Source organism: Paenibacillus sp. J14 (assembly GCF_000518465.1).
GTDB classification, from domain to species: Bacteria; Bacillota; Bacilli; order Paenibacillales; family Paenibacillaceae; genus Fontibacillus; species Fontibacillus barengoltzii.
In genome coordinates this window covers 86,789-112,613 of record NZ_JADQ01000007.1, presented here as the reverse complement: position 1 = coordinate 112,613, position 25,825 = coordinate 86,789, and the positions used below count along the sequence as shown (strand labels likewise).

30 protein-coding genes and 1 pseudogene are annotated in these 25,825 nt (G+C 53.1%); 29 read left to right on the top strand and 2 right to left on the bottom strand.

Features of this window, described 5'->3' with window-relative positions; genetic code table 11:
* Positions 1–64 precede the first annotated feature (64 nt).
* From M891_RS0103600 to M891_RS0103570, 7 genes are all read left to right on the top strand, one after another.
* Positions 65–1,834, top strand: coding sequence for a TerB N-terminal domain-containing protein (locus M891_RS0103600; RefSeq protein ID WP_028537861.1), 1,770 nt, complete (start codon positions 65–67; stop codon positions 1,832–1,834).
* A 59-nt stretch (positions 1,835–1,893) separates the two neighbouring features.
* Entirely contained in the window at positions 1,894–3,240 is a 1,347-nt protein-coding gene (locus tag M891_RS0103595; protein WP_028537860.1) for an ATP-binding protein, read from the top strand.
* The gene (locus tag M891_RS0103590; protein ID WP_028537859.1) at positions 3,237–5,465 is read left to right on the top strand and encodes a DEAD/DEAH box helicase; all 2,229 of its coding nucleotides are present in this window, start codon (positions 3,237–3,239) and stop codon (positions 5,463–5,465) included. Before M891_RS0103595 ends, M891_RS0103590 begins: the two co-directional genes overlap by 4 nt.
* A 12-nt stretch (positions 5,466–5,477) precedes the next feature.
* A complete protein-coding gene (locus M891_RS0103585) occupies positions 5,478–5,777 on the top strand; it encodes a nucleotidyltransferase domain-containing protein (protein ID WP_028537858.1) in 300 nt (99 codons plus the stop codon).
* 2 nt (positions 5,778–5,779) lie between these two features.
* Complete coding sequence (locus M891_RS0103580) at positions 5,780–5,968, top strand: hypothetical protein (RefSeq protein ID WP_028537857.1); 189 nt, start codon at positions 5,780–5,782, stop codon at positions 5,966–5,968.
* Positions 5,955–6,605, top strand: coding sequence for a pentapeptide repeat-containing protein (locus M891_RS0103575; RefSeq protein WP_028537856.1), 651 nt, complete (start codon positions 5,955–5,957; stop codon positions 6,603–6,605). The genes M891_RS0103580 and M891_RS0103575 overlap by 14 nt, the downstream gene beginning before the upstream one ends.
* 81 nt (positions 6,606–6,686) lie before the next feature.
* Positions 6,687–7,136 (top strand): PH domain-containing protein, encoded by a 450-nt coding sequence (locus M891_RS0103570; protein WP_028537855.1) that lies wholly within the window; start codon positions 6,687–6,689, stop codon positions 7,134–7,136.
* 77 nt (positions 7,137–7,213) lie between these two features.
* Here M891_RS0103570 and M891_RS0103565 read toward each other — a convergent pair whose 3' ends face one another.
* Positions 7,214–8,461 (bottom strand): RICIN domain-containing protein, encoded by a 1,248-nt coding sequence (locus tag M891_RS0103565; protein ID WP_028537854.1) that lies wholly within the window; start codon positions 8,459–8,461, stop codon positions 7,214–7,216.
* Positions 8,462–8,674: 213 nt separating this feature from the next.
* Here M891_RS0103565 and M891_RS0103560 point away from each other — a divergent pair, with 213 nt between their 5' ends.
* From M891_RS0103560 to M891_RS0103455, 20 genes are all read left to right on the top strand, one after another.
* Complete coding sequence (locus tag M891_RS0103560) at positions 8,675–9,187, top strand: GNAT family N-acetyltransferase (protein WP_028537853.1); 513 nt, start codon at positions 8,675–8,677, stop codon at positions 9,185–9,187.
* Between the two features lie 37 nt (positions 9,188–9,224).
* Positions 9,225–9,743, top strand: a complete 519-nt coding sequence (locus tag M891_RS0103555; RefSeq protein ID WP_028537852.1) for an RDD family protein — start codon at positions 9,225–9,227, stop codon at positions 9,741–9,743.
* Between the two features lie 6 nt (positions 9,744–9,749).
* Entirely contained in the window at positions 9,750–10,319 is a 570-nt protein-coding gene (locus M891_RS0103550) for a GNAT family N-acetyltransferase (protein ID WP_028537851.1), read from the top strand.
* Positions 10,320–10,462: 143 nt separating this feature from the next.
* Positions 10,463–11,107, top strand: a complete 645-nt coding sequence (locus tag M891_RS0103545; RefSeq protein ID WP_028537850.1) for an alpha/beta hydrolase — start codon at positions 10,463–10,465, stop codon at positions 11,105–11,107.
* Between the two features lie 36 nt (positions 11,108–11,143).
* Positions 11,144–11,776 (top strand): NUDIX hydrolase, encoded by a 633-nt coding sequence (locus M891_RS0103540; RefSeq protein ID WP_028537849.1) that lies wholly within the window; start codon positions 11,144–11,146, stop codon positions 11,774–11,776.
* A 104-nt stretch (positions 11,777–11,880) separates the two neighbouring features.
* On the top strand, positions 11,881–12,135 hold the full coding sequence (locus M891_RS0103535; protein ID WP_028537848.1) for a hypothetical protein: 255 nt from the start codon (positions 11,881–11,883) through the stop codon (positions 12,133–12,135).
* A 34-nt stretch (positions 12,136–12,169) separates the two neighbouring features.
* On the top strand, positions 12,170–12,628 hold the full coding sequence (locus M891_RS0103530; protein ID WP_051416821.1) for a putative immunity protein: 459 nt from the start codon (positions 12,170–12,172) through the stop codon (positions 12,626–12,628).
* A 166-nt stretch (positions 12,629–12,794) separates the two neighbouring features.
* Positions 12,795–13,259: a GNAT family N-acetyltransferase gene (locus M891_RS0103520; RefSeq protein WP_028537846.1), complete on the top strand. Its 465-nt coding sequence runs from the start codon at positions 12,795–12,797 to the stop codon at positions 13,257–13,259.
* A gap of 13 nt (positions 13,260–13,272) precedes the next feature.
* Positions 13,273–13,968: a response regulator transcription factor gene (locus tag M891_RS0103515; RefSeq protein ID WP_028537845.1), complete on the top strand. Its 696-nt coding sequence runs from the start codon at positions 13,273–13,275 to the stop codon at positions 13,966–13,968.
* A complete protein-coding gene (locus M891_RS0103510; protein ID WP_028537844.1) occupies positions 13,965–15,479 on the top strand; it encodes a sensor histidine kinase in 1,515 nt (504 codons plus the stop codon). The genes M891_RS0103515 and M891_RS0103510 overlap by 4 nt, the downstream gene beginning before the upstream one ends.
* A 412-nt stretch (positions 15,480–15,891) precedes the next feature.
* Positions 15,892–17,112, top strand: coding sequence for a WD40 repeat domain-containing protein (locus M891_RS0103505; RefSeq protein ID WP_028537843.1), 1,221 nt, complete (start codon positions 15,892–15,894; stop codon positions 17,110–17,112).
* A gap of 32 nt (positions 17,113–17,144) precedes the next feature.
* Positions 17,145–17,855, top strand: coding sequence for a hypothetical protein (locus M891_RS0103500; protein ID WP_036699291.1), 711 nt, complete (start codon positions 17,145–17,147; stop codon positions 17,853–17,855).
* Positions 17,856–18,199: 344 nt separating this feature from the next.
* Entirely contained in the window at positions 18,200–19,093 is an 894-nt protein-coding gene (locus M891_RS0103495) for a pentapeptide repeat-containing protein (protein ID WP_028537841.1), read from the top strand.
* Positions 19,090–20,013 carry an AraC family transcriptional regulator gene (locus M891_RS0103490; RefSeq protein ID WP_028537840.1) on the top strand — a complete coding sequence of 308 codons (924 nt, stop codon included), beginning with the start codon at positions 19,090–19,092 and terminating at the stop codon, positions 20,011–20,013. Before M891_RS0103495 ends, M891_RS0103490 begins: the two co-directional genes overlap by 4 nt.
* A gap of 76 nt (positions 20,014–20,089) precedes the next feature.
* Complete coding sequence (locus M891_RS0103485; RefSeq protein WP_028537839.1) at positions 20,090–20,815, top strand: YjjG family noncanonical pyrimidine nucleotidase; 726 nt, start codon at positions 20,090–20,092, stop codon at positions 20,813–20,815.
* Positions 20,816–21,054: 239 nt separating this feature from the next.
* Positions 21,055–21,558, top strand: a complete 504-nt coding sequence (locus M891_RS0103475) for a GNAT family N-acetyltransferase (protein ID WP_028537838.1) — start codon at positions 21,055–21,057, stop codon at positions 21,556–21,558.
* A 116-nt stretch (positions 21,559–21,674) separates the two neighbouring features.
* Positions 21,675–22,184 (top strand): cupin domain-containing protein, encoded by a 510-nt coding sequence (locus M891_RS23245; protein ID WP_051416820.1) that lies wholly within the window; start codon positions 21,675–21,677, stop codon positions 22,182–22,184.
* 17 nt (positions 22,185–22,201) lie between these two features.
* On the top strand, positions 22,202–22,708 hold the full coding sequence (locus M891_RS0103465) for a GNAT family N-acetyltransferase (protein WP_028537837.1): 507 nt from the start codon (positions 22,202–22,204) through the stop codon (positions 22,706–22,708).
* A 20-nt stretch (positions 22,709–22,728) separates the two neighbouring features.
* A complete protein-coding gene (locus M891_RS26065) occupies positions 22,729–23,124 on the top strand; it encodes a zinc ribbon domain-containing protein (protein WP_307719219.1) in 396 nt (131 codons plus the stop codon).
* A 2-nt stretch (positions 23,125–23,126) separates the two neighbouring features.
* Entirely contained in the window at positions 23,127–23,549 is a 423-nt protein-coding gene (locus M891_RS0103455; protein ID WP_028537835.1) for an NUDIX hydrolase, read from the top strand.
* Between the two features lie 62 nt (positions 23,550–23,611).
* Here M891_RS0103455 and M891_RS25235 read toward each other — a convergent pair.
* Positions 23,612–23,922: pseudogene (locus M891_RS25235) on the bottom strand (amino acid permease); the annotation flags it as partial.
* A 14-nt stretch (positions 23,923–23,936) separates the two neighbouring features.
* Between M891_RS25235 and M891_RS0103445 the strand changes: the two are divergent.
* Both M891_RS0103445 and M891_RS0103440 read left to right on the top strand, forming a co-directional pair.
* Positions 23,937–24,191, top strand: coding sequence for a LysR substrate-binding domain-containing protein (locus M891_RS0103445; protein WP_232228279.1), 255 nt, complete (start codon positions 23,937–23,939; stop codon positions 24,189–24,191).
* Between the two features lie 87 nt (positions 24,192–24,278).
* On the top strand, positions 24,279–25,754 hold the full coding sequence (locus M891_RS0103440; protein ID WP_028537832.1) for an amino acid permease: 1,476 nt from the start codon (positions 24,279–24,281) through the stop codon (positions 25,752–25,754).
* The last annotated feature ends 71 nt before the right edge of the window (positions 25,755–25,825 follow it).

The following is a 25,825-nucleotide window of genomic DNA, read 5'->3' as shown; positions in this document are numbered from 1 at the left end:
TATTCAAAAGGCGAACAAATTTTCGGTCGGATGGTATAATGGTCGTGACGGAGGTTTAGGAACGATGAATGAAGGTACGGATGAGAAACACAGCTTTTTCAACCGACATTTACATCATAATCGGGAACAACAGACGAGCTCGGAACACCGGTTAATTTTCGCCGAATTGGAAGTGGTGGACGGAAGCAAGCCGGAGGAAGGCCGGAAGGAGCCGGTGAGCCGGGTTGTCGAGCCGGATCTATGGGAGCGTAATACGGATTGGCAGCAGGATTTTCGTTATATCTCCCGGGAGCAACGGTTTGTCCAGAAGGCGAAGGAATTGGCGGAAGCCGTAGAGGGGGCAGCGGAGTTTGTTCCTTTTCAAACGTATTGGCCGACCTATGATGAGATGCAGCCAAGGCAGCTGAAATGGTATTTGTTCTGGCGAGGGGAGGTCCGTTCCGGACGTTATCCGGATACTGATCTGTCCTACATCTTCGTTTATTTGTACGAGCTGATCCATGGAATCGGCTGGTCGGAGCCGGCCGAAGGATATACCTTAATGGAACAAGTCTGGCAGGGTTACCGGCAGCGTTATCCTAAACTGGATCTTTACGTACGGGAGTGGTTATTTGATTTGACCTTGGTGTTCCAACTGGAGGAACGTCCCACGGAACCGATGACAAAGCTGCCCCGCAATTTGTCCATGGAGCTGAAGGAGCTGGAATGGCGCAGAAGATTCACCGCTGAACCGCTGGACTTGAGCTGGGAGCTGTTGCTTAAGCTGATTGATTATGATGTGGAGAAGAGCCGTTTTTACCAGGAGCAAGGGCGTAAGGATATGCAGAATTACGTGCCGAAAGTCATCTCGCTGGTCGACGGCTATCTCTCTAGAAGCAAAGGCATTCGTATTCTGGAGCTGTATAAGCCGACGGAAACTCAAATCGCCCGCTATCTATTCCGCAGCGCGGTATATGATCATGAAATGTATGGGCGCACGAAGACGGTTATTGTCTTGCCCTACAGCGGGCATCCGCCGTTACGCGCATTTCTGACCCAGCTCGTTCGCTTGACGGAGAACTTATTGCGGGAGTTTACCGGGGTTAAGGGGAAGCTGAGGGGGATCGATGTAGGGCCGGAGATCGAGCAGCTGGTCCGCCGTTATTTGCACAAGGAATTTGAACGACGGAAGGCAGAAGAAGCGAAAGCCCGGGCACCCAAGGTGAAAATTAACACCGCCAAATTGCGCAAGCTTCAGCAGGAATCCGATGAAGTGCGGGACATGTTGCTCAGCGAGGAGCAGACGCTGGCCTTTACGCCGGAAGCACCGGGAATGCCGCTGGAGCGAGCTGTAACTTCTTTGGGACGCAAGCTCGTTGAAGTTGAACCGTTGCAGCCTGCTCTTGATTTTGAACGGGGATATGAGCAGGTATCGGAAGATTCCACGGCGGCGCGATCCGATCGCGAAGACTTGATCGGGGGGCGTAAAGAGGAGACGGTTATTGCTTCGCAGTCCCCGCAACCGGATAAACAAGCTTCTCAGTCCGTGACTGAGGAACGAAGTGATGCTGAGCAGGTCCAAAGCGAGGCGAATGCGAACCTGCCGGAGGAATGGCAGGAACTGTTCGCCGGCTTGACCCCTCCGCAGGCGCTGATGCTGGCCGCCCTGCTCCAGGGCTATAATGCTGCGGAGCGCCAAGCGATTGCCGAGCAAGCTGGCTCCATGCCTGAGTTGCTGATCGATGAGATCAATGAGCTGGCGATGGAGAGAATTGGTGATCTTTTGATCGATGGGGACGAAGTCGTCGAAGACTACCGTGCGGAGCTTAACGAATGGCTTGCAAGTCAACGCTGAGCGATAAGCGATACATTGATTGGATATAGGATAAGTTTGGAACGATGAGGTGAACGAGAATGAAACAGGTACAAATCCCCAAGCGGCTGACCACCGCGCTCGTCAATTCCTTGACGGCCGGGGTCGTGCCGCGTGTCGGGCTGGAGCATATCGCGGTCGGACGTAAACCGGAGGTAGCGTCGATCCTGCAGGATATGGACAATATCGCAGAGGGCGGGGCGGCTTTCCGCTTGATCACAGGGCGTTACGGAAGCGGGAAGAGCTTCCTGCTCCAAATGATTCGCAACTATGCGATGGATCGCGATTTTGTGGTGGCTGACGCCGATTTGTCGCCGGAGCGCCGGCTGGTTGGCACGAAAGGTCAAGGGCTGGCAACCTACCGGGAGTTGATGATGCATCTCTCCACTCGGACACGGCCCGACGGCGGCGCGCTGGAGACGATGCTGCAGAAGTGGATCGCCGCTCTCCAACAGGAGCAAATGCAAGCCACCGGCCTGCGTCCCGGTGATCCGCAACTGCATGATGCGGTGGAGCTTCGCATTTATGCGGTGACCAATGAGATGCAAAGTCTTGTGCACGGGTTTGACTTCGCCAAGGTGCTGGCCGCCTACTGGTCAGGCTACAAGCTTGGTGACGATGATCGGAAAGCCGCAGCCTTACGCTGGCTGCGCGGTGAGGTTCCGACCAAAACGGAAGCGCGCCAAGAGCTGGGCGTTGGTGTAATTATCGACGATGATAACTGGTACGATTACATGAAGCTGTGGGCGGAATTTGCCGTGCGCATCGGGTATCGGGGGCTGCTTCTGTTTATCGATGAGGGCGTGAATCTGTATAAAATCACAAACAGCATTTCCCGCCAAAGCAATTACGAGAAGATCCTGACGATGTTCAACGACACGATGCAGGGCAAGGCCCAGTATCTCGGCATCTTCATGGGCGGTACGCCGCAGTTCGTGGAAGACGAGCGGCGGGGGCTGTTCAGCTACGATGCTCTGCGCTCGCGATTGATCGACGGGCGTTACAGCAGCGGGACGCGCCGTTCATATACGTCGCCAATCCTGAAGTTGGACATGCTGTCGCATGAGGAAATTTTGCTCCTGTTGCAGAAGCTGCGCGAGATTCACGCGATCCATTTCGGTTACACGATGCAACTGACCGATGAACAGCTGATCGTATTTATGCAGGCAGCGGTAAATCGACTGGGGGCTGAGGAGTTGCTCACAACCCGGGAGGTCGTGCGCGATTTTATGGATGTGCTGCACCTGATGCACCAGCAACCGGAGCTTTCGTTCGAGGAACTTATGGGTGAACGGGAACAGGAATATGCGGCGTCGATGAGCCAAGGGGCCAAGGATAAAGGCGGCTCTGACGAGCTGGACGACTTTTTGGCGGAGTTTGAGTTATGAGCGGGCCTAGTCCTTTCTCTCGGTTAGCGCCGTTTATTCAGGAATACATCTATCGCAAAAAATGGGACTCGCTGCGCGACGCCCAGGTGGAAGCCTGTCGTGTGCTGTTCGACACGCCGCACCATCTGTTGATCGCATCCGGCACGGCGTCGGGGAAGACGGAAGCCGCCTTTTTCCCTGCGCTGACAGAGCTTTATCATCGGCCATCGGAATCCGTTGGCATTCTATACATTGGGCCGTTAAAGGCATTGATTAACGACCAGTTTGAGCGGATCAAGGAGTTGCTACGGGATGGGGAAGTGCCGGTCTGGCATTGGCACGGGGATGTCGCCCAAGCGGAGAAAACCAAGCTGATGCAGCGCCCCAGCGGTGTCCTGCAAATTACCCCCGAGTCGCTGGAAGGGCTGCTGATGAACCGCCCGAATGCAATCCCCGCGTTGTTCCATGACCTGCGGTATATCATGATCGACGAGGTGCACGCCTTTATGGGGGCCGACCGGGGGATTCAGGTCATCAGCCAACTTACCCGATTGGAGCGGATGGCTTCTTGTAAGCCGAGACGAATCGGTTTGTCGGCTACACTTGGTGATTACGAGATTGCAGCCCGTTGGCTGGGGGCGGGGACGCCGCAGCCGGTGGAGGTGGTCTCGCCGCCGGGCGGACGTAAACTGAAGTTGTCGGTGGAGCATTTCTCCTTCCCAGATGCCCGCGATGAACGGGAAGCGGAGCATCTTGAGCTGGCCAAGCAGAAGTATTACAACTTCATTTACGACAACACCCATCGCAAAAAAGCGCTCGTCTTCACCAACAGCCGTACTGACGCCGAGTTGACTACGCTGGAGCTTCGCCGGATCGCAGCGAAGCGGGAGGAGCGCGATGTGTTCCATGTTCATCACGGCAGCATTTCGGCGATGCTGCGCGAGGAGACCGAGGCCGCGCTGCGCTCCGGCCCGGGACCGGCGGTAGCCGCAGCGACGGTGACGCTGGAACTCGGCATCGACCTGGGCGAGCTGGAGCGGGTCATCCAGCTTGGCGCACCCTACAGCTGCTCCAGCTTTGTGCAGCGGTTGGGACGCTCCGGCCGGCGTGGTGATCAGGCATCGGAGATGATGTTCCTCTGCGCGGAGGAAGAAGATGAGGACGCCCAATTGCCGGCACGAATGCCGTGGACGTTGCTGCGGGCGATCGCGGTCATCGAGCTGTATGTGCGTGAGCGCTGGGTGGAACCGGTCGAGCTGCGCAAGAAGCCGGTTGGCGTGCTGTACCATCAGACGATGAGCACGCTCAAGAGCATTGGCGAAGCGGAACCGGCGGATTTGGCCCGGGCTGTGCTGACATTGCCGGCGTTTCGCGGCGTTGAGCCGGAGGAGTACAAGGCAATGCTGCAGTACCTGCTGCAAACCGACCATATTCAGCAGACCGAGGAAGGCACCCTGATCATCGGACTCGGCGGAGAGAAGATCGTAAATAACTTTCGCTTCTACGCGGTCTTTAAGGATGACGAGGAGCATGTCGTCTATAACGGCTCGGAGGAAATCGGCAGTATCACTACTGTGCCGCCGCCTGGCTATTGCTTCTCGCTCGCCGGGAAGCTGTGGAAGGTCGAGGAAGTGGACAGCAAGCATAAAGCGGTGTACGTCAAATCCTCGCGCGGCAAAGTGGATACGCTTTGGCTTGGTGCTGGGGGAGATGTACATACACGGGTCATGCAGAAGATGCGCCAGGTGTTGGAGGAACACACCTTGTACCCGTATCTTGCTCCGGGCGCGGCTAATCGTTTGGAACGGGCGCGCCGGTTAGCCCGGGAGAGCGGGCTGCTGAGAAGTCCTGTCATTCCGGCTGGCGGCGATTCGCTGTTTATTTTACCGTGGGCGGGAAGCAAGCAGTTCCGAACCTTGGAACGTCTGCTGAAGCATAATTTGACGGACCCGATGGGCTTGCGCCAAGTCGTTCCGATGGAACCTTATTATATGGTGGTGTCAGGAAGAGCAGGTGCCGAGGAGCTGCTAGCCGCGATTCGGGCGGAACTGAATTCCATCCCTCATCCTGAGGCATTGCTGGCTGCATCCGAATCCCCTTATCTGGGGAAATACGATGAGTTCGTACCGCCTGAGCTGGTGCGTCGGGCTTACGCTGTGGATGGGCTGGATGTAAAGGGGTTGGCCGAAGCTTTAGAAGCGGCGAGGAAGCCAAGTGAATATCGCTCGGGCAGTTCTAAGGAGTAGTGGAGGGCTACCATGGAAATAGAGCTCATATTGGAACGTATCGTGAATCAACTGCAGGGAACAGAAGGTCTTCAAGCCATCGTTCTGGGAGGGTCGCGGGCGACGAATACTTATCGTCCCGATTCAGATATTGATATCGGTCTGTACTATGATGGCGAGAACGGCTTAGATATTGCTAGACTGAATCAAATCGCCAAGGAACTTGATGATCAGCACCGCAACAACCTGATGACAGGGATCGGCGAATGGGGGCCCGGGGTGAATGGCGGCGGTTGGCTGATCATCGGCGGATACCATGTGGATTTTCTGTAGCGGTGCGCAACATTCAATCGTTTGCAATCCGACCGGAACGTTACAAGGAACGATTGGATGGGGTTTACGCCAAGCTGGGCCCGGACCCGAAGGGAATCCGCGAAAGCATCCAAGAACTCCGAAGATTGATCGATGAAGTAAATGAGCTCGCGAAGACGTCAACCGGGAGGAAGCCTGATGAGTACGAGTAAAAAAACGAAATTTAGCCCTCCGCAGCTTACGGCTGAATTAACGGAAGCGGGTTGGGCGGATGTGCTGGACGATGAGGACCATGAGCTGGTTGGAGCATCGGTGGCGGGTGCATCCTATGAGTACGGGAATATCGAAAAATGCATTTTATCCAAAGTGAGGCTTCGGGGTTGTTCCTTTGTTAGTACCGCTTTTGAGCGAATGGACATGACCGACGTCGTGTTGGAAAATTGCGATTTATCCAACGCGGTGCTGGAGAAAGCCATCATCCACCGGGTGCATTTCAAGGATTGCAAGTTGACGGGGTTGAATTTGTCCAAAATAAATGCGGGCTCCGTGCTGTTTGAACGTTGCGTGATGAATTTATGCGATTTTGTGGAAGCTTCCTTAAAGCAAGTGAGATTTCAGGACTGTTCTCTGCAGAATGCGAATTTCTACGGCGCTAAATTCAAAGAGATTGAGCTGCTGAACTCGGATCTGAATGAGGCGGATTTTAACGATACCTCGCTAAAGGGGATAGATATTAGCACCTGTACGTTCGAACGCATTGACATCCCCGCCTATGCTTTGGCAGGTTGTACTGTTTCCCCGGAGCAAGCGATCGGCTTTGCCAAACTGCTTGGCCTGATCGTAAAATAATACAAAAACGCACATAACACCCGGATACATCCGGCAATATCTCGACGATACTCGTAAACGTGAATTGCAGGAGGGCTGACTATGCGATTCAAAACGAAACGGGATCCGTTATTTGTATGCCTTTGGCTATTCTTTCTCTTCGTTGCTAATCTCGTACTGCTCTGGCCGTTGCTGCTTGACCCAAAAGCGTTAACACGAACGGAGCTTGTAGGGATCATCGTGCCCGATGCGCTCGTCACCCTATTACTGGCTTGGTTAGCACTGGATATCTCCTATGTGATTAGAGAAGATCTGCTGCTAGTTAAAGGCGGGATGTTTCGTTCGAAAATCCGTTATAACGATATCACTCGAATCACGCGTCAACCGAATATCTGGCTGGGATATCGGCTTTTATTCTCGCGGGATGCAATCGAAATCCATTACCGGAACGGTGTCCTGGGCAGCGTCGTCATTTCGCCGGTGGATCAGGAGCGATTCATTCAAGAGCTGATTCGCCGGAACCCCTCGATCGAATTTAGCGACCAACCTTGAACAGGGGGCATAACAACCTGCTAGCACACTAAAAGGGGCGAAAGTGAAATTCCGCCCCTTTGCTCTGAAGTTTTAGCTTAGTTTACCTTCGTAAACATCCACTTCTGCGCATCTGTGCCGTTATCGGTCCACTGCTGTACCGCCGCTCCGTCCGCTGTTGAAGCGCCAGATACATCCATGACCAAACCGCTGGCTTTGGAGATCAGCTTGAAGTATCCGCCGCCGGCATCCACGATCCGCCACCGCTGCGCGTCCGTACCGTTATCCGTCCATTGCTGTAGCTGTACGCCAGCGGCTGTGCTTGCACTAGGCACGTCCAACACCTTGCCGCTATGAATGGCGGTCAGCTTATAATAGCCGTCGCCGGTAGATTCCAGACGGAAACGTTGGTTGCTGGCGGAATAGTTGGTCCATTGCTGAATTTTAGCGCCGTCCGCAGTGGAGACATCCGTGACATCCAGTACCTTGCCGCTGACTTTGGAGGCGATGGTGTATACCGCACCGTTCTCAAGCACGGGAGAGGATCCCCCTTGATCCTGATAGACGCGAACATAATCCACAAGCATTTGTGCCGGGAACGGTGTCGAGCCGTTCGGGCTGCCCGGCCAGTTACCGCCAACGGCGAGGTTCAGCAGAATGAAGAACGGCTTCTGGAATTCTTCTGTATTTCCGGTTCCGTTGGCGATATAGATCTCGTTGTACTGAACGCCGTCAACGAACCAGCGGATATAGCTCGGATCCCATTCGATCGAGTACGTGTGGAATTGCGAGAAATCCAAATTGCCCGAAGCCCGGCCGTAAGAGGCATATCCATTGGCGTCCCAATGGACGGTTCCGTGGACAACCGATTCATTGTTGACATGTTCCATAATATCGATTTCTCCACAGTAAGGCCAACCGACATCTCTGAAGCTTTCGCCCAGCATCCAGAATGCCGGCCATATGCCTTGTCCAGTAGGAATCTTTATGCGGGCTTCGATCTTGCCGTACTTGAAGCTCTTTAAGCCTTGGGTTTTGATTCGTGCGGAGGTATAGTTTCTTCCTTCATAATTTTCTCGCTGAGCGGTGATGACCAGATTGCCGCCTGTAACCTGTACGTTTTGCGGCCTGTCGGTATAATACTGAAGTTCGTTGTTCCCCCATCCGTTATAGCCGGTGCCAATTTCGGGGGTCCATACGCCTCGATTTAACGAGGAACCGTTAAATTCATCGCTCCAGACCAACTGCCAGTTGGGAGCCGCGCTTGTTGTGTTGGGGACGGGAATAAAGACGACCAGGAGGGTAAGCACCAGGAAGAGGAGAATCGGTTTACCGCGTTTTAGCATCATGAACAATCGCTCCTTTCAAAATTGAATGGATTGGGCTGACAGTCCAAATGCGAAATTCATACTAAACCGGTTTCGATCTTGTTATGATAGCGCTATCATTACATAGATTACCATTTAAAGGTTTGTTTTACAACAACTTTTTTACAGGTTTTTCAAATTGATGGGGTTCTGGTATTCTGGTATCAATTCAAGATGGAACGGGGGATAGCTATGAATCTGCGAATATTAAAAGAGGGCGATGCGCAAGTTTATCAAAGCCTGCGATTGCAAGGATTGCAGGAATATCCGGATGCCTTCGGTTCGACCTTTGAGCGGGAAGTGGCCTTTACGATCGAGATGGTGGCGGAGCGTATCAAAGCAAACGAAGACCGCTTTGTACTGGGCGCTTTCGACGAGCATGAGAACTTGGTTGGTATCGTTACGTTGATTCGAGAATGTTCTCCCAAAACCTGGCACAAAGCAAACGTATTTGGTTTGTATGTTACCCCGGAGATGCGCGGCAAGGGGATCGGCTTGGCGTTGATGGAAGAACTCATCGCACGTGCCAAGCGGATGGAGGGGCTGGAACAGCTGAATTTAACGGTGGTCTCAACCAATGATTCGGCTCGAAGGCTTTACGCCTCTCTTGGGTTTCAGCTGTATGGAACCGAGCGAAGAGCTTTAAAATGGGATGGAGCTTATTTTGATGAAGATTATATGGCGTTAAGGCTGGAGCGAATATGATCATCCTTGTATATCCCAAAGAATCGGCGGGTGAGATATGAGACTCGCTCTGAAGAGGTTGTTGGCCTATTGGATCGATTTCACGATGCTGGCAGTTGTTTTGGTCGCAGTACAATGGCTGGTGAATTTCGCCGCTTCCGGCTTCCCCTTTAGCGAATTTGACAAGGGGATTGAAATTGAACTATGGGTGCTGGCTACGATGTCGTTGCCGGTATGGAGTTATTTTATTGTGATGGAGTTGCGTCATGGACAGACGTTCGGGAAAAAGTGGCTTAACCTGTGCGTCACCAATCGCCAAGGTGATCCGATCCAAATCGGGCAAGCATTGGCTAGAACGGCGGTACGCTTGTTGCCGTGGGAGATGGCCCATACCATCATCTTGGTGCCCGAACCCTGGTGGAGCGTGGATACGCCGGCGCATCCAGGCTGGATTTACCTGCCGAACGGTTTAATGATCGTTTATCTTGTGATATTATTTTCCACTAAGGGAAGCCGGACTTGCCACGATCTGGTGGCTGGCACGAAGGTGAATCCAAGCGCACGAGAGAGAGGGTGATAACCGATGAAGTATTTTAAGAAGCTGGTGGGGTCCAGACTGTACTTGTCCCCGGTAAATCCAGAGGATGCGGAGACGTATGCTGATTGGATCAACGATCTTACCGTTTCCGTCCGGCTAGGGACATCCCGTGACGTGATCGGGTTGCAACGGGAGCAGAGATTTCTGGAAGACTTGGCCAAGGAAGGTCAAAATTATGCCATTGTTCGACTGGATGGAGATCAGTTGCTAGGCAATTGTTCGTTATTTGCTATCGATCATGTCCGCAGGGTGGCTGAGGCGGGGATCTTCTTGGGAGATGAGGGGCAGCGGGGGCAAGGATACGGCACCGAGGCGCTGCAACTCCTATGCGAATATGGATTTAAGATCTTGAATCTCAACAACATCATGCTGCGCGTTTTTGAGTTCAACCAACCGGCCATCCGATGCTACGAAAAAGCGGGGTTCCGCGAGTTTGGCCGCAGATCGCAAAGCTACTATGTGAACAATACTTACTTCGACGAAATCTACATGGAACTGCTGCGGGACAATTGCCAGACGAATTTTCTGGATGCGAAGCTGCCCCGCCGCGAATAGAACATATGCTGCATGACCCGGCTAAATGTATACGAGAGCCGGGTTGTATTTTATGCGAAAGGGAGACGACTCAAATCATTCAGGAGCGGTTTCAGCTATAGGTAATCTGGAGTTACTCTAATATCGAGAGGAGAGGATCAAAGATGAAAGCGTCCACTCTGAAGTTTCCTTCCTATTGGAAGACCGAGATTAGCGTGAAATATATCCAAGTCACGGACTCCAATCGAAAGCTGGTGGTTTTGTTTCCCGGCAAAAACTACTCTTGCGATCGCCCCACCCTGCATTATGCCGCGCTTGCAGCCCGGGAGTGCGGATATGATATTCTGGCGCTCGAGTACGGTTACCAAGCCGCTCGTAAGGAGCTTGAGTATCGGGAAATTCCGCAGGTGATTCAGGATTGTGAACAGGCGATACGGCAGGTCATTGGCAGTTATGAGGAAATCGTGTTCATCAGCAAAAGCCTGGGGACGGTGGTGGCCGGTGAAGTCCATCGCAGATTGGGAGTTAGAGCCGAGGAAATCCGGCATATTTATTTGACGCCAATTTCCGATACGCTTCCGTATATCCATGAAACTCAAGCGGTTGTCGTTTACGGGACGAAGGATGATGTGTTTCCTCCCGGATTGGCAAGTCGACTGAAGGCATCAGACCGACTGAAAATTGTGCCCATCCCCGGGGCTAACCATGGATTGGAAACGGGACGGGTGGAAGAGAGCTTGGACATTTTGCGAGAGCTCACCGTTATATATAAGGAAGTATTGCTTGGTGGAGTGAAGCATCAGGCGTAAAACAATGGGCTGATATGAACCCACTTGGAGGACAACATGAGCGAAACCGAATTGTTTGACATCTACACGAAGGATATGAAAAAGCTGGGTACAGCTCCAAGACAAGAGGTTCATGCCAAAGGGCTGTGGCACCAAACCTTTCATTGCTGGATTATGAAACGGGATGCCCAGGGTGAAATTTATTTGTTATTTCAACGTCGGCATCCCAACAAAGATGTGTTCCCGTTGTTATTGGATACGTCTTGTGCAGGGCATCTCCAAGCCGGAGAAGACGTTAAGGACGGAATCCGTGAACTGAAGGAGGAGCTTGGGTTAGCGATCCCGGTTGAGGACCTGACGTATCTCGGCAAGGTAGCTCAAGAGCATTTCCCTTCACCCGATGTGATTGACCGTGAGGTCAACCATGTCTTCATCTACGAAAATGAACAGTCCTTGCTCGATTATCATATCCAGACCGAAGAGTTGACAGGGCTGTATTGGGTGAGCTTGCAGGCTCTACAGGAGCTGCGCTGCGGGACTCGTGATGAACTGTCGTCAGAGGGAGTTTACGTAGATGAAGACAATGGAGGACTGCGAGAAGAACAGGCCACGTGGCGGCTCGCGGATTTTACGCCCAATTCGGACGAGTATTATCAAATGTTATTTGACCGGATCACCTCCTTATTCTGAACGCGGCGGGTTTTCTGCTGGGCGCCAGCATATATAAAAGGTATAGACGTGTGCGGTATGAACGAGAAGCTAGGAGGTGACTTCAGCTGAACAAGGAAAAGAGCTTGTTATATGCTTTTTTGGTCGGCGTCGGTTTTAGCTTGGTTCCATTCCCGACGTCGGGCTTCTTTCTCATCCAAGTCATTTTCATTATTATTCGCAGCCTGGGCATGATTGTCACGATCTTTGCCGGGATCTTACTCTTAACGGAAATCTATACTCACCTCAAAGGCTTCTACGGAAGTTTGATCCAAAACCTGGCCATAGCAGCCGCTGTGATTCTGGCGCTCGTTCTTATTTTCTACTGGGGATTGTTCTAACTAGCTTCTTATCGGGGAAAGGGGAAAATCCACATTGGAATCCAGGAAGTTTGTTGATGTGAACATCAAACGAGCCATCGCAGACCAAGCGGAGCGGACGGACCAGCGAACGCTGGCGTTATGGGCGTCGGAATGCGCGGAACGCGTACTGCCTTGCTTCGAGGCGGCACGGCCGGAGGACCTGCGGCCGCGGCAAGCGATCGAAGCGGCACGCGCTTGGGTGCGCGGCGAAGTCAGCATGGCCGCGGCCCGCGCAGCAGCAGTTGCCGCGCATAACGCGGCGCATGATGCCGGCCATGCCTCCGCCAGCGCTGCGGCGCGAGCGGCGGGCCACGCGGCGGCTACTGCGCATGTGGCGGGGCACGCGGCGCATAGCGCCACCTACGCCGCCAAGGCGCTCGCCTATGCTGTGGACAATGCGGAAGCGGTCAAAGCAAAGACCGAGCAGGAGCGGCAGTGGCAGCTCCGCCGGTTATTGGAATTGAGCACGTAAGCGGTGATGGAGGCGTTGAGTTGAAGTATTTTACTGATGGTACCGAACCCCGTAGGTTTGAGTTCCGGTTGCTGCTCGAGGCTCCGATGGAATTGCACGAGCTATCGTTGGTTGCCGGCGGTGTGAACATCGAGTAGTTGATTATTTGACATAAGGAGCTAAACCGATGAAATCTTCATCATTAATCGTCCGTGAAGCACAGTCGGGTGACCTGGAGCCCTTGGCACGGCTGTTTGACGAGTATCGCCAATTTTATGAACAAGCTTCAGATCTCGAAGGAGCCCGGCGTTTTCTGGCGGAAAGGGGAAGCCGGCATGAATCCGTCGTCTTTCTGGCCATCGATTCGGTCAGTGGGACCGCCGTTGGGTTTACGCAGCTGTATCCGTCCTTTTCCTCCATCTCGATGAAACGAGTATGGATTTTAAACGATTTATACGTGCGGGAGGAATATCGGAACCAGGGCGCGGCGAAGCTGCTCTTGGAAGCAGCCAAATCCCACGCTCAGCGGACGAACGCGAAAGGCTTGGAGCTGTCGACGGCGATGACGAACGTCCGGGCCCAAAGATTGTATGAAACGAGCGGGTATGAACGGGATACGGAGTTTTATCATTATTTTTTGAGCTTGATGTAAAGGGAGTTATAGCATGACCAAGGTGCTTGTAGTAGATGATGAAGCGAGTATTTCTGGAGCTGTGTCGTACGCGCTTCGGAGGGAAGGGTATACGGTGGAGACGGCAGCGGACGGGCAAGAAGCTTTGGACCAGGTTGAGATGTTCAAACCGGATGTGATGGTGCTTGACGTGATGATGCCAAAGCTAAGCGGATACGAGGTTTGCCGCAAGCTGGAGGGGCGGCCGTCGCGGCCAGCGATCCTGCTGCTAACCGTCAAAAACGACATCGTGGATAAAGTGCTGGGATTAGAGCTCGGAGCAGACGATTACATGACTAAGCCGTTTGATATGCGTGAGCTTGTCGCTCGGGTGAAGGCGCTGACCCGTCGCGGCCCGCGGGCGATCCAGGCCAATTCCGGCGAGGCGCAGGAACGTATACGGCTGGGGGGACTCACGATCCATCTACTCAATCGGACGGTTCATGCCGGAGACACCCTGATCGATTTAACGCCAAAGGAATTCGATATCCTGGCACTCCTCGCCGGGCATCCGGGACGGGTGTATTCGCGGGAAGCGCTCTTGGAGCAGGTGTGGGACATGGATTTCGCGGGCGGTACGCGAACGGTGGACATGCATGTGCAACGGCTGCGTAAGAAGCTGGGCCCGTGGAACGATTGCATTCAAACCGTCTACGGTATCGGTTATAAAAGCGTGGAGCCTTCATCATGAAACAGCGGAGTTTACGGTTTGGCCTGAAATGGAGAGCCGCGCTGCTGCTGGCTTTCCTGCTAACTGCGGTGATTGCTGTACTTAGCCTGCTGGTATTGGCCGGGATCCGCGAGGATCAGCGCCAGCGCTTGGAGCAAATGCTGGCTGCAGAGGCGGAAACCGCGAACCTTCGGGTCCGCCAAGAAGCGTTGACGAGCGGCTTGCCGGATCCAGACGCGTTTATGGAGCTCAGCGGGCAAGACCTTGCCGTCAATTTAGGTGCCGAAAGCGGACTTCCGGTCACACTATATAAGCTGGACGGCTCGCTTGCCGGCACCTCGTTGCCGTTCCAGCCCAAGGCGGACGTTCAGGACGCGCTGGCTTATACAGCCAAAGGACAGTCCGCGTATATCACGCAAGGCGATCAGCTGTTGTATCTGGCACCGCTTTATACGATGGATCAGCAGCCGGCGGGGACGGTCCAGTTTCATGTGTCCCTTGCAGAACAGCACGCTTTTTACGAAAGAATTCAGCGTCTGTTCTGGCTGGTTGGCGCGGCCGTACTGGTTGGGGGATTTCTGCTCGGCTACCTCTATGTCTGGCGACAGGCCAATGTGATTACGCGGCTCAACCGCGCCGCCATGCGCATCGGGGAAGGGGAGTACCTTCGTGAGCCCACGGTTCGACGGAAGGATGAGCTGGGTGAATTGGCGTTGGGAATCTATGAAATGAGCGGAAAAATCGCCACAACCCATGCCCAACTAACCGATGAGAAAAGCAAACTGATCGAGGCCGTAACCCGGTTGCAGGAGCTGGAGCAGCAACAGAAGCTGTTTATCGGGAACATCAGCCATGAGCTGAAGACACCGCTGACCTCGATCCTTGCCTATACGGACCTGTTGAATATGTATCGGGATGATCCGGTGTTGCTTGACGAGGCGTGCCGCCAGATCGGCATGGAGGCGGGGCGATTGTATGCGCTGGTTGAGAAAGCGTTGAAGCTCTCCTCCATGGACGTCTATGACTTCGAGACGAACACGGCTTTGGTGGACCTGAAGTCCTTGCTGGAGGACGCGGCCTCACGCCTGCAGGCGAAAGCAGAGCAGCAAGGCATCCAGATCGTCACTGACCTGCAGGACGGCAAGGTATGGGCCGATGCGGATAACGTGATGCACATGGTAATGAATCTGCTAGATAACGCCGTGAAATACAATAAGCCCGGAGGAAAAGTGTTTTTGTCCAATGATGCCGTCTCGGTAGTGGATGGCAGCGACCGGATGCAAATTAAGGTGAGAGATACCGGGATCGGCATTCCACCGGAGGCGCAGGCTCGCATCTTTGACCCGTTCTACACCGTCAGCAGCGACCGGTCCAGAGCCCATGGCGGGACAGGCTTAGGGCTATCGCTGGTGCGCAGCTTGGCGGAGAAGCAGCATGGCTCGGTGAAGCTGGCGGCTTCCGGTCCTGAAGGGTCCACGTTTGTGATCGAGCTGCCGCTTGAACGCCCGCAACCTGCCGGAAGCGGCGGCTAAGCCAGCCCATTTCAGCCCAGACTTGAAGAAGTCGGGGCTTTTTTTGCATTCAAATGCAAAAGTACATTTGATTCCCTGGATAACCGCTGGTTTCGGGCCAATGAAATGTAAAAGTACATCTGACATAGAGCAATTTTGCCGTAAAGAGGCGGTTGGGCCTTGATGAACTGCACTTTTACACCTAAATGGCCATTTTTCAGCACTCAGCGGGAAATGAACTGTACTTTTGCAGTTTCGGCCTCCGTTACACTTCCACTCGATGTTACAAGAACGTTACAAGTCGGATATTTTTATGTGAAAAGTCTTCCCTATACTGAAGTCAACAGGGAGAACCGAATGGGCCGCCCCGAAACAAGGGGGTTGAGCGGTAAGGTCGGCGACACCTGTGGCAAAAACGCAGGAGGTACCTGGAATGAAGCACCCTATGGGCACCTTTGCCCTTCAACTTTTGGCAGCAACGCTCTTGTTGGGCACCGTAACGGCTTGCCAACCAAATGAGAAACGTCTTACGGTCGTTGACCCTAAGACGCATCAAAACGGGCAGCAACAACCCGCCCAAACTGGGGGTAAGCCAGCGGAAGCCAAGCGGCAACTGACGGTTGTAGACGCACAGCCACAATCGCCTGGCCGGGAAGTCCGCGTCGTCAGGATGCATGCCATTGAAGATTCGAGCATCCAGTCCTGGATTTCGGAGGACGAGGTGAAGGTGGAAAAGACCCGACTGGTCAAATCCGGGACGGCGACGGAGGAACCGCAATACGCCTATGAGGTCTCGATCGTGAACCTGGTGACCGGCCAGACACGTGAGCCTGCGGGAGAGGAGGGACAGCAGATGGACGGCTACATGCTTGTGAAGGAGTTCCCGTCTCCAGATGGACGGTACCGTTTCATTCAGAAATGGAAGAATAAGTACACGGCCGACAACTTTGTAGAGAATCGTCAAACGGGGGAAATCCTGCACATCCCGGGAGAGAACTACCTGGAACTGGGCGGGTGGCTAAACGAGGAAACGTACATTTTAGCCGCCGGCTCGATGGAAGGCCGAGGAGAAATCCGGCAAATTTCCGCAGCAGACGGGAAGGTGACGCTGCTTATGTTAGACGATCCCGACATCGATGTGTTTATCCATTTTGGCGTCAGTCACGGCAGGATCTACTATACCGATAATTATAACGTTTTGAAGGTATTTGATCCGGGTCAATCGAAGCCGGTCAGCTTAATCCGCGATGTCTGGGAGTTTCAAATTTCCCCGGACAGCCGCTATATCGCGGTATCTACGGTGACCCAATCGGGTGTTTTTCAGGGAAGTGAGCTGTTGATCTACGACTCCGCGGGCAGCCTTCAAGGGACACTAATTGGCAAAGGCGACGTCATCTCTTACGTAACGTGGTCTCCAGATTCCACTAAGCTGGCCTTTGATGTGTATTCCGAGAATAAGCCGGGGATGAATGGCGTGTATATTTTTGACACCGGCTCCGGACAGGTGTCTCCGCTCGCTCCTTATTACGCATCGGTCGATCCGCCTCCTCACGCGATCTATCCGTTAAGCTGGAGCCCATCGGGCCAACGGCTGGGCATTACGGTGGACGATCCGAAATCGCTGCTCGTCACTCAAGTGATCGATTTTAAGTAAAACAAATTCATTTAGGGAGAGGAACTAACGACATGAACAACAACATGAAAAAATCCATTTTAGCTTTCGCTGTAGTAGGCATGACCTTATCCGGAGCTGCCGGAGTTTATGCCGGGTCAAAATTGCAGAAAATCAACGCCTACCTGAACAATCAAATCGGCATCCAGGTCGATGGCAAAACCTATGCTCCAGTTGACGGGCAAGGCCGTCCTTTAGCGCCGATTACCCATAATGGCACGACGTATTTGCCAGTACGGGCTTTGGGAGACGTGCTTAAGGTCTCGGTGAACTATGATGCGAGCCAGCACCTGGTGCAGATTGGCAGCCCATCTTCGGGAACTCCGGATTCGGACACCAGCTTAACTCCTGTGAACTATACGAATGCTCAAATGGAAAAAATCAAAAAAGCGTTTGCCCAATTCGAATCCTTTGAGACGCCTTACGCGCCTCAGCAAATGGTCCAAGGGGATACCTTCAAAATGGTTGGCGAATCCGGTGATGGCGTAAATCTGATCTTTGATCATATGACGGTTACGATTTCCCCGCGGGACTACGCCTATGACTATGAAGGGAAAACAGTCACCTTGTCCAACGGTACGAAAGCGAAATGGTACACGCCATCCGAAACGCCGATGCTGTCCTTCCAGCTGGACGACCGGTTCGTTACACTGAGTTCGCCGGACGGGAAGTTAAGTTCGACACAACTGGAGCAGGTCGCCGTTACTGTTGCGAAGTTGAAATAAAGAGAGAGCAGTGAGAGAGTAGCAAAATGAATGAATACGATATGAAAAAGGTTAACTCATAACAATCGCTAAAAGTCTGTCGGAGCAGGTATCTGTATTGCTTCGGCAGGCTTTTTTGGATTAGTCAAAAGTTAGGAAATAGGCATTTACTTCCACCCCTGTTCTAGACTAAGATGGGATTGTTGGGGATGACTCTTGAGGAATTGTATGAAGATTATATTCGGCATGCACGTCATCATTTAGCGCAAATCAGCGATCCGAATCGTTAAGAAACTCTATGCATTTCCCGGTTCCTTGTTTATATTAGAGACACGACGATAGGCAAAAAGTGAGGGAATTTGACGATGTCTGACAATAGAACAACCAAGGAGCCGGCAGATGGCCGACGTCGTTTCGAGTTGCAGGCCGACTGCGAGCATTGCTTTGGCTTGTGTTGTACAGCCCTGCCTTTTGCGGCTTCGGTGGACTTCGCTGTGAACAAAGCAGCTGGACAGCCCTGCGGTCATTTGCAGGATGACTTCCGCTGCGGCATTCACGGCAATCTTCGGGAACAGGGGTACCGAGGGTGCACCGTTTACGATTGCTTTGGCGCAGGACAAAGGGTGTCACAGGTCACTTTCGCGGGAGTGAGTTGGCGCCAGGCGCCTGGATCATCCAAGCTGATGTTTGATGTGTTTCCGATCATGTGGCAGCTGCATGAATTGCTCTGGTACTTGGATGAAGCGTTAAGTCTGCCTCAGGTCAGCCATTTACATGAACGTTTGCGGATGAGTTATGACGAGACGGAACGGTTGACATCCGCCAAACTGGACGACTTAATCCGCTTTGATGTGGCAGCACATCGCGCGAAGGTCAACGAGTTGTTGCTCGAGGTGAGTGAGCGCGTTCGCGCTGAAGCGCTGCGGAAGGCTGGTACATCTTCTGGACGGCACAGAAGCTTTGGGCGTGGGGCTGATCTGGTTGGTGCCAAGCTGCGGGGCGAGGATTTGCGAGGCGCATTTTTAAGAGGCGCTTACCTGATCGCTGCGGATCTGCGGGGAGCGGACCTGCGCGGTGCCGATATGATTGGGGCGGATCTGCGAGATGCCGATGTAAGGGGAGCCGATCTTTCGGAGAGCTTGTTCTTGACGCAAGCCCAGATCAATGCTGCCAAAGGAGACCGTGCCACCAAGCTGCCTCCTCTCCTCGAACGGCCCTTCTATTGGGAAGGGACTTCGGGGAGGCAAGAAGCGAGATGAACGATTACCGGGAAAGGGTGGGTCAGGTCTGTAAGTATATCGATGCGCATTTGCATCAGAAGCTAAACTTGGATCAATTGGCCGAATTGTCCCACTTCTCGAAGTATCATTTCTCGCGGATATTTACCTCGGTGACGGGGGAGACGCCGTTTGCGTACATCATGAAGCAGCGTCTAACCCGGGCCGCAGCTTACTTGCGGGAGACCAACCAACCTGTGCTGGAAATTGCGCTGAGTTGCGGGTTTGAGTCTGCTTCCAGCTTTAATGCAGCGTTCAAGAAGCACTTTGGTCGTACACCAACCGCGATGCGAGAGCAAGCTCGGCAAGCTCGGCAAGATCGCAATATTTCGCAATCGGACCGCAATCGGCAGGAAGCCGATGCCGCGCCAAACCTTTATGATCAAACTGTAAAAAACAGTTTGTTAAGGAGGGTTTGGCAAATGCAAGCCAACATTGTAGAGCTTCCCATGATGGAAGTAGCGTATGTAAGACATGTCGGAAGTTATCTGGAAACCTATCAGGCCTGGGCAAAGTTAGGTAAGTGGGCGGCGCAGCATCAGCTATTTCCGCCGGAGCAATCTTTTATCGGGATTTCCTTGGACGATCCAGCCGTGACCGAGGAGGAGGAATGCCGGTACGATGCCTGCGTCACCGTGCCGAATACGCTTAGCCGTGCGGATGCCCCGCCGGAGATCGGCTTCCAAACGCTGCCGGGCGGGCTTTATGCGAAGTTTTATTTTTATGATACATCGGAAAAGCTTGCGCTGCTGTACCAGAGCATATTCGGAAATTGGCTGCCGGACAGCGGATACGACCCGGATGATCGGTACTGTCTGGAGTTCAGTATGAACGATCCGGCGCAGGACACGCAGGGCAAGGCGAAGGTCGAATTATACATTCCGATTAAAGCAAGGGCATAAGTGGAAGTGAATAATGATCCTGAGCGGATGCCAGTAAATATTTTTTGAGGATAGAGAATGCAACAGGAGGAGCCCCATGACTTATACGCATCTTTTATTCGACGCGGACGACACATTATTTGATTACCCGAAGGCGGAAAACCACGCCTTAAGCCGAACGCTTACGGAGGCGGGCATTCCTTGTACCGACGACGTGATGCGGGCATATCAGACCATTAACCAGCAGCTGTGGCGCGATTTGGAGCAGGGACTGGTGACGCAGGTCACTTTGCGGACGGAACGGTTCGCCAGACTGGTGAAGGAGCTCGGCGTAACTCCCCGCTCTCAGGTAGAGGAGATTAGTGAGCGCTATTTGGAGCTGCTTGGGGAGGGGACCTTCCTGCTGGAAGGCGCAACTGAGCTCTGCCGCGAATTGCAGGAAGCTGGGTTTCACCTGGCGATCATCACCAACGGCATCAAAAAGGTGCAGGTGAGCCGAATTGCCGGATCGGCATTGGCGCAAATGTTCGAGGCTGTCATCGTTTCTGAAGACACGGGGTATTCGAAGCCGCATCCGGGGATTTTTGACTATGCGTTTGAAGCATTGGGGCTTCGGCCAGCGGACAAAAGCCGGGTGTTAATTGTTGGGGATTCGTTGACTTCTGACATAAAGGGTGGTCTAAACTACGGGATCGATACCTGTTGGTATAACCCGAATGACCGCCCGAATACACTGAACCAACAGCCGACTTATGAGATTCGCCACTTGGCGGAGGTCAAGACGCTGGTCGGAGTCGGGGGTAGTCCTTCGGTAGACCTCTGAGAACACGAGCTGTTCAAAATGGATTAAGGTGAGGAGTTGATAGGTATGACCGGTGTAGGAGTGATTGGGGTGCTACCCGCTCTCCTTTTCTTGTTTTATCTTGTTCTCGCTGGCTTAATTTTATATGCCTTGATCTTGTTTATTAGGCTGGCCCACCGGGGCATCGAAGCGTTAGATATCTATCTCCGGGACAAAAGAGGAAGGTAATTCGAAATCGCGAAACCAAGGAGGGCTAGTGCATGGAAGTTCGAATCGCACCTATTTTACCTTCTCAAAGCTCGCTGTTTTTTAATTTGTTTCAGCTGTACTTGCATGATTTATCGGCGTTTACTGGCGAGGAACCGGGGGAAGACGGGCGATTTGATCTGGCGAACACTTCCCTTTACTTGGAGCGGGAAGAACTGCATCCTTATTTCATCTATTGTTCGGGGAAAGTAGCCGGCTTCATCCTGGTTTGCGCCCCACCGTTTGTGCCCGAGGAGATTGACTTTACGGTGCAGGAGATGTTCGTGCTTCATAAATATCGCGGAGGTAAAACGGCGGAGACGGCCGTCTTCGAAATTATGCGGCGCTTGAAGGGCCAAATCCGGGTGGAGCAGCTGCAGAATAACGCTGTTGCCGTAGCTTTCTGGAAGAAAATTTACCGGAAGCAAGGCATCTCTTTCGTTGAGACGATCGAACGCGTGGAAATCGAAGGGTTGCCCGGCCTTCACGAGGTTCTAGCTCAAACTTTCTCGTTGTAGACGAAAGCGAATACTCGAATCGGTCTGAAATTATGTATAATGAGAAGACCAACGTATGACCCGGCCCCAGGAAGCAATGATCGGCGGCCGGGTATTTGTTTATTAGGGGGAGAGACATGGCACATTTATATCATGCAGACCGTGTGAAGTATCATCAGAAGCAATCGCCCGTGCCAGAGTTCGCTTGGCATACAAGCGAGCGCTTGGCAGAGCTGGCCGGCTCCAAGCATTTAACGTTTGATATCCGTTCGCTGGATCCAGGGAAGTACTCTTTTCCTTATCATTTTCATCGTAATGCAGAAGAACTCTTCGTCATTCTGGAAGGCAGTGCGATGCTTCGGACGCCGGAAGGGCATCAGGAAGTACATACCGGGGATATCGTGTTCTTCGAAATGGGGCCCTCGGGGGCGCATCAGCTATTTAACCATACGGAGAAGCCGTGCAAGTACCTGGATATTCGTACGAACATGGGGCTGGACGTTTGTGAATATCCTGATTCAGGGAAGATCAATATTTTACCCTACCAAGAAGTTTACGAGAGCGCCGGCCAAGTTGATTATTTCAAAGGTGAGGATCAGGTAGCCGCCAAGTGGGCAGCGAAGGAGAACGGGAACGAGCATGAGTAACCAATGGAGAGATCGAAATGATTGAAATTCGAGAAATTCGAGTGGATGACGCTGAGCGCTTTTTGAAACTATGCCTGCAACTGGACCAAGAAACGAAATTTATGCTCTATGAACCGGGAGAACGTAACACGACGGCTGAAGAACAGCGGGAGCGGATTCAATCGATTCTGTCCGAAGCCGGCTCCACAATTCTGGTAGCGGAGGATCAAGGGAAGTTGGTTGGTTATTTGGCCGTGTTTGGCGGTCAAGCCAACCGAACGAAGCATGTCGGTTACATCGTGGTCGGCATCACTCAAGCCTACTCGGGCAAAGGGATCGGAACCCGCTTATTCCAGGCTGCTGAGGCATGGCGTGCGGAGACGGAGATCACCAAGTTCGAGTTAACGGTGATGATCCCTAATGAACGGGCCGTTGCTCTGTACAAGAAAGTTGGCTTTGAAGTCGAGGGCGTCAAACGAAATTCGATTCGAGTGGATGGAAATTACGTCGATGAGTATTATATGGGCAAAATATTTGAGGCCTAATCCTAAAGGAGGCGTGAAGCGTGATTCAGTGTCCTTGGTGCGGAGAACAGGTCATATTGGTTGCTGACGTTTGTCCTGAATGCAAACATGAGGTGCTGCCTGAGCATCTGGAGGGATTCCCCGGGCCGGGATCGGGGGACCTTGTTGATCCTCCTCGGGTTGGGGATTACTTCGATCTCGAAGAGGTGCTGGAGCGTCGTTTCAAATGCAGCAAGTGCGGAAAACGGCAAGCTGCGGTGAAAGAAGTGGCCATGACCGGCACCGGGTTGAGCAAACTGATGGACATCCAGCACAACCATTATTTATTCGTCTCCTGCCTGAACTGTGGTCATGTGGAAATCTACGATCCAGATGTGCTTCGGGGACAGCCATCGGGTAAATTTTCGACGATATTGGACTTATTATTTGGAGGCTAACGATGAAACGAACAGATGTGGTATATTTGCTAATCCCCGATGAGACGAGAACCAAAGTGCTCATGGTGCAAAATGAAAACGAAGCCTGGACGCTGCCTGGAGGCGCGGTGGAGCCTGGCGAGACGCTGCAGATCGCGGCGATCCGCGAAGGGAAAGAGGAGACAGGACTGGATGTGAAGGTTCACGGGATCGTGGCTGTGAATGAATTTGTACATATAAAAAACGAGGAGCATGTCATCCTGCTGACGTTCCGCGCGGAAATTACGGGGGGCAAGCCGGAGATTACCCGTCCAGAGGAGATATTGGATATCGCATGGGTTGACGTGGAGCGCGCAGACGAACTGATGCCCTATTATCCGGAAGGGATTAGCTCCATTGTGGCCAGAGGGGTGGAAGTCACCTATTTTGATGAAGGACGGATTTAAGCAAGGCTGCGATGGACAGACCAGATGCTGTTTCGCCGCAGCCTCGTGACGACCGTATTAAATTAGATATCCAGAGAAGTGGCTTTCCGCCGGCTGAAGCGCAGCTGGATCCCGAGGCATAACAGCGCGATCAGCAGCGGGTAGAGCATGGCCCAGCCGGTGAACGGAATACGACGGCTGTAGCCGCAAACGAAATCCAGCTGAGGACAACGCCGATACGGCTGCCTTTGAGGAGCCGAATTCCGGCAGCGCAGCCGCCCATGTACGTGAGAATAAAGGTTGCGTTCGGAAATTGGATCAGCGTGCTGAGTGACATTGTCCCGGTTCCGTAAAGCAGCATGACGGCTATAAAGCAAAACATCAGAAACAAAAGCGAGCGACTCGAACTTGGAGTTTTGGAGCATCGAAGCGATCAAGCAGTGTGTGATCTCCGGGCTGGGAGTCTCCTTCTTGCCGCGGGTCACCGTGCGCAGCGAGCTTGAAGAAGGCAAGCTGGTGAAGCTGAACTGGAATGACGAATCGCAGCGGGTGGCGACACAGTTGGCATTACACCGGAAGAAGTGGCGATCCCCTGCATTGGAGCAATTCGTCTTGATGGTTCGGGAACAAGCGGAACGATGGCGAAAAGAAGCTGCTATGTAGTCCATATCTAAACTTATTCAACATAATTTCGTTAATTTACGCCAATACTCCCTATAGTTTACGAAGAGCTTGAGGGAGGCTTGGCTTATGGGCAATGGCAAGACTGGCGAAAAAGGAATCTCGACGTTTCATTTAACGATGCTGGGGCTGGGGACGATCGTCGGGGGTTCGTTTTTTCTCGGTTCCGGCGTGGCGATTCAAGCAGCGGGTCCCAGCATTTTGCTATCGTTTATCCTTGGCGGATTGCTGGTTTACATCATTCTCTATGCCCTCTCGGAAATGACGGTGGCTGACCCTGTGCCAGGCTCGTTTCGTACGTATGCGGAGCGGAGTTTGGGACGCAGCGTTGGCTTTATTACCGGTTGGGTGTATTGGGTGGGCTTGATTCTGGCGATGTCCAGTGAATCGATCGCGGCGTCCACCTTTCTTAGGGAATGGTTCCCGAGCTTTTCGGAGGTTGCGATGGGCATGCTCATTATCGTCGGAATCACGCTGCTTAATTTGCTTGGTGCCGATTATCTGAGCAAGCTGGAGAGCGGTCTGGCAGCGGTGAAGCTGCTGGCCATCGTCGGGTTCATCGTCATCGGGCTGGCCTTGATAGCGGGCTGGATTCCGGGGACTCCAGCAGCGGGGGGAGGCGAACTGCGAAATGAAGCGTGGTTTCCCGGGGGGATTGCAGGGATAGCGGGCAGTATGCTTATCGTGATGTTCAGCTATTCGGGATTTGAGGTCATTGGCCTAGCCGCTTCAGAGGTGGAGAACCCGAAAAAGACGATTCCTCGGGCCATTAATATGACTCTGATCAGTTTGCTCGCCTTGTATATCGCTGCGATCGCAGTGATTCTGATGTTGTATCCAACACAGGGGATGATCGCGGACCAAAGTCCGTTAGTTTTAGCTCTAACCCGCTGGGGCATGGGATGGGCTGGGACGCTGATTAATATTGTGATGATTACGGCGATTCTGTCTACGATGCTGGCTTCGACATTTGGCCTTGCCCGGATGCTGCGTTCGTTGGCAGCGGAAGGCCATGCCCCGGCATGGCTGAAAGACCGGCATGATATCCCGTATAGGGGTATCCTGTTCTCGGGAGCCGCTATGCTGCTCGGTTTGGCGATGGGGTACCTGCTGCCTCAGCAGGTGTACCTCTTTCTGGTCAGCTGCGGAGGATATTCGCTCTTGTTCTCCTACTTTATCATTTTGGCCTCCCATTATCGCTGGCGGCGGGTAACGCCCTGCTCTCCGGAAGCTACATGTCAGCTTCCAGGTTACCCCTATACGTCCTGGGTTGGTCTGATCGGGATGATCGCCATTATCGTGAGCATGCCCTTTATTTCCGGACAAGGGACCGGGTTGGTGGTGGGGTTAGGATTAACTGCACTGCTTGCCGGGATCTATTGGGTGAAAGAAAGAAGGGGAAGGGTATCGGCTCCGTCCAGCCAACGACCGATCCCTGCTCCGCTAACGGAAGCTGCTGAGGAGATAACGGGCATACGCGATGATCGGGAGACAGCGGATGAAGTACCGGACTCGACTACCGTGCCGAAGAACAAAAAAGAATAGGTTCGGCCGCCCTTGCAGCAATGGAATTGTTGTTACAGCCTTCCAGTCCAAGCGGTTACCACGGACAGGAA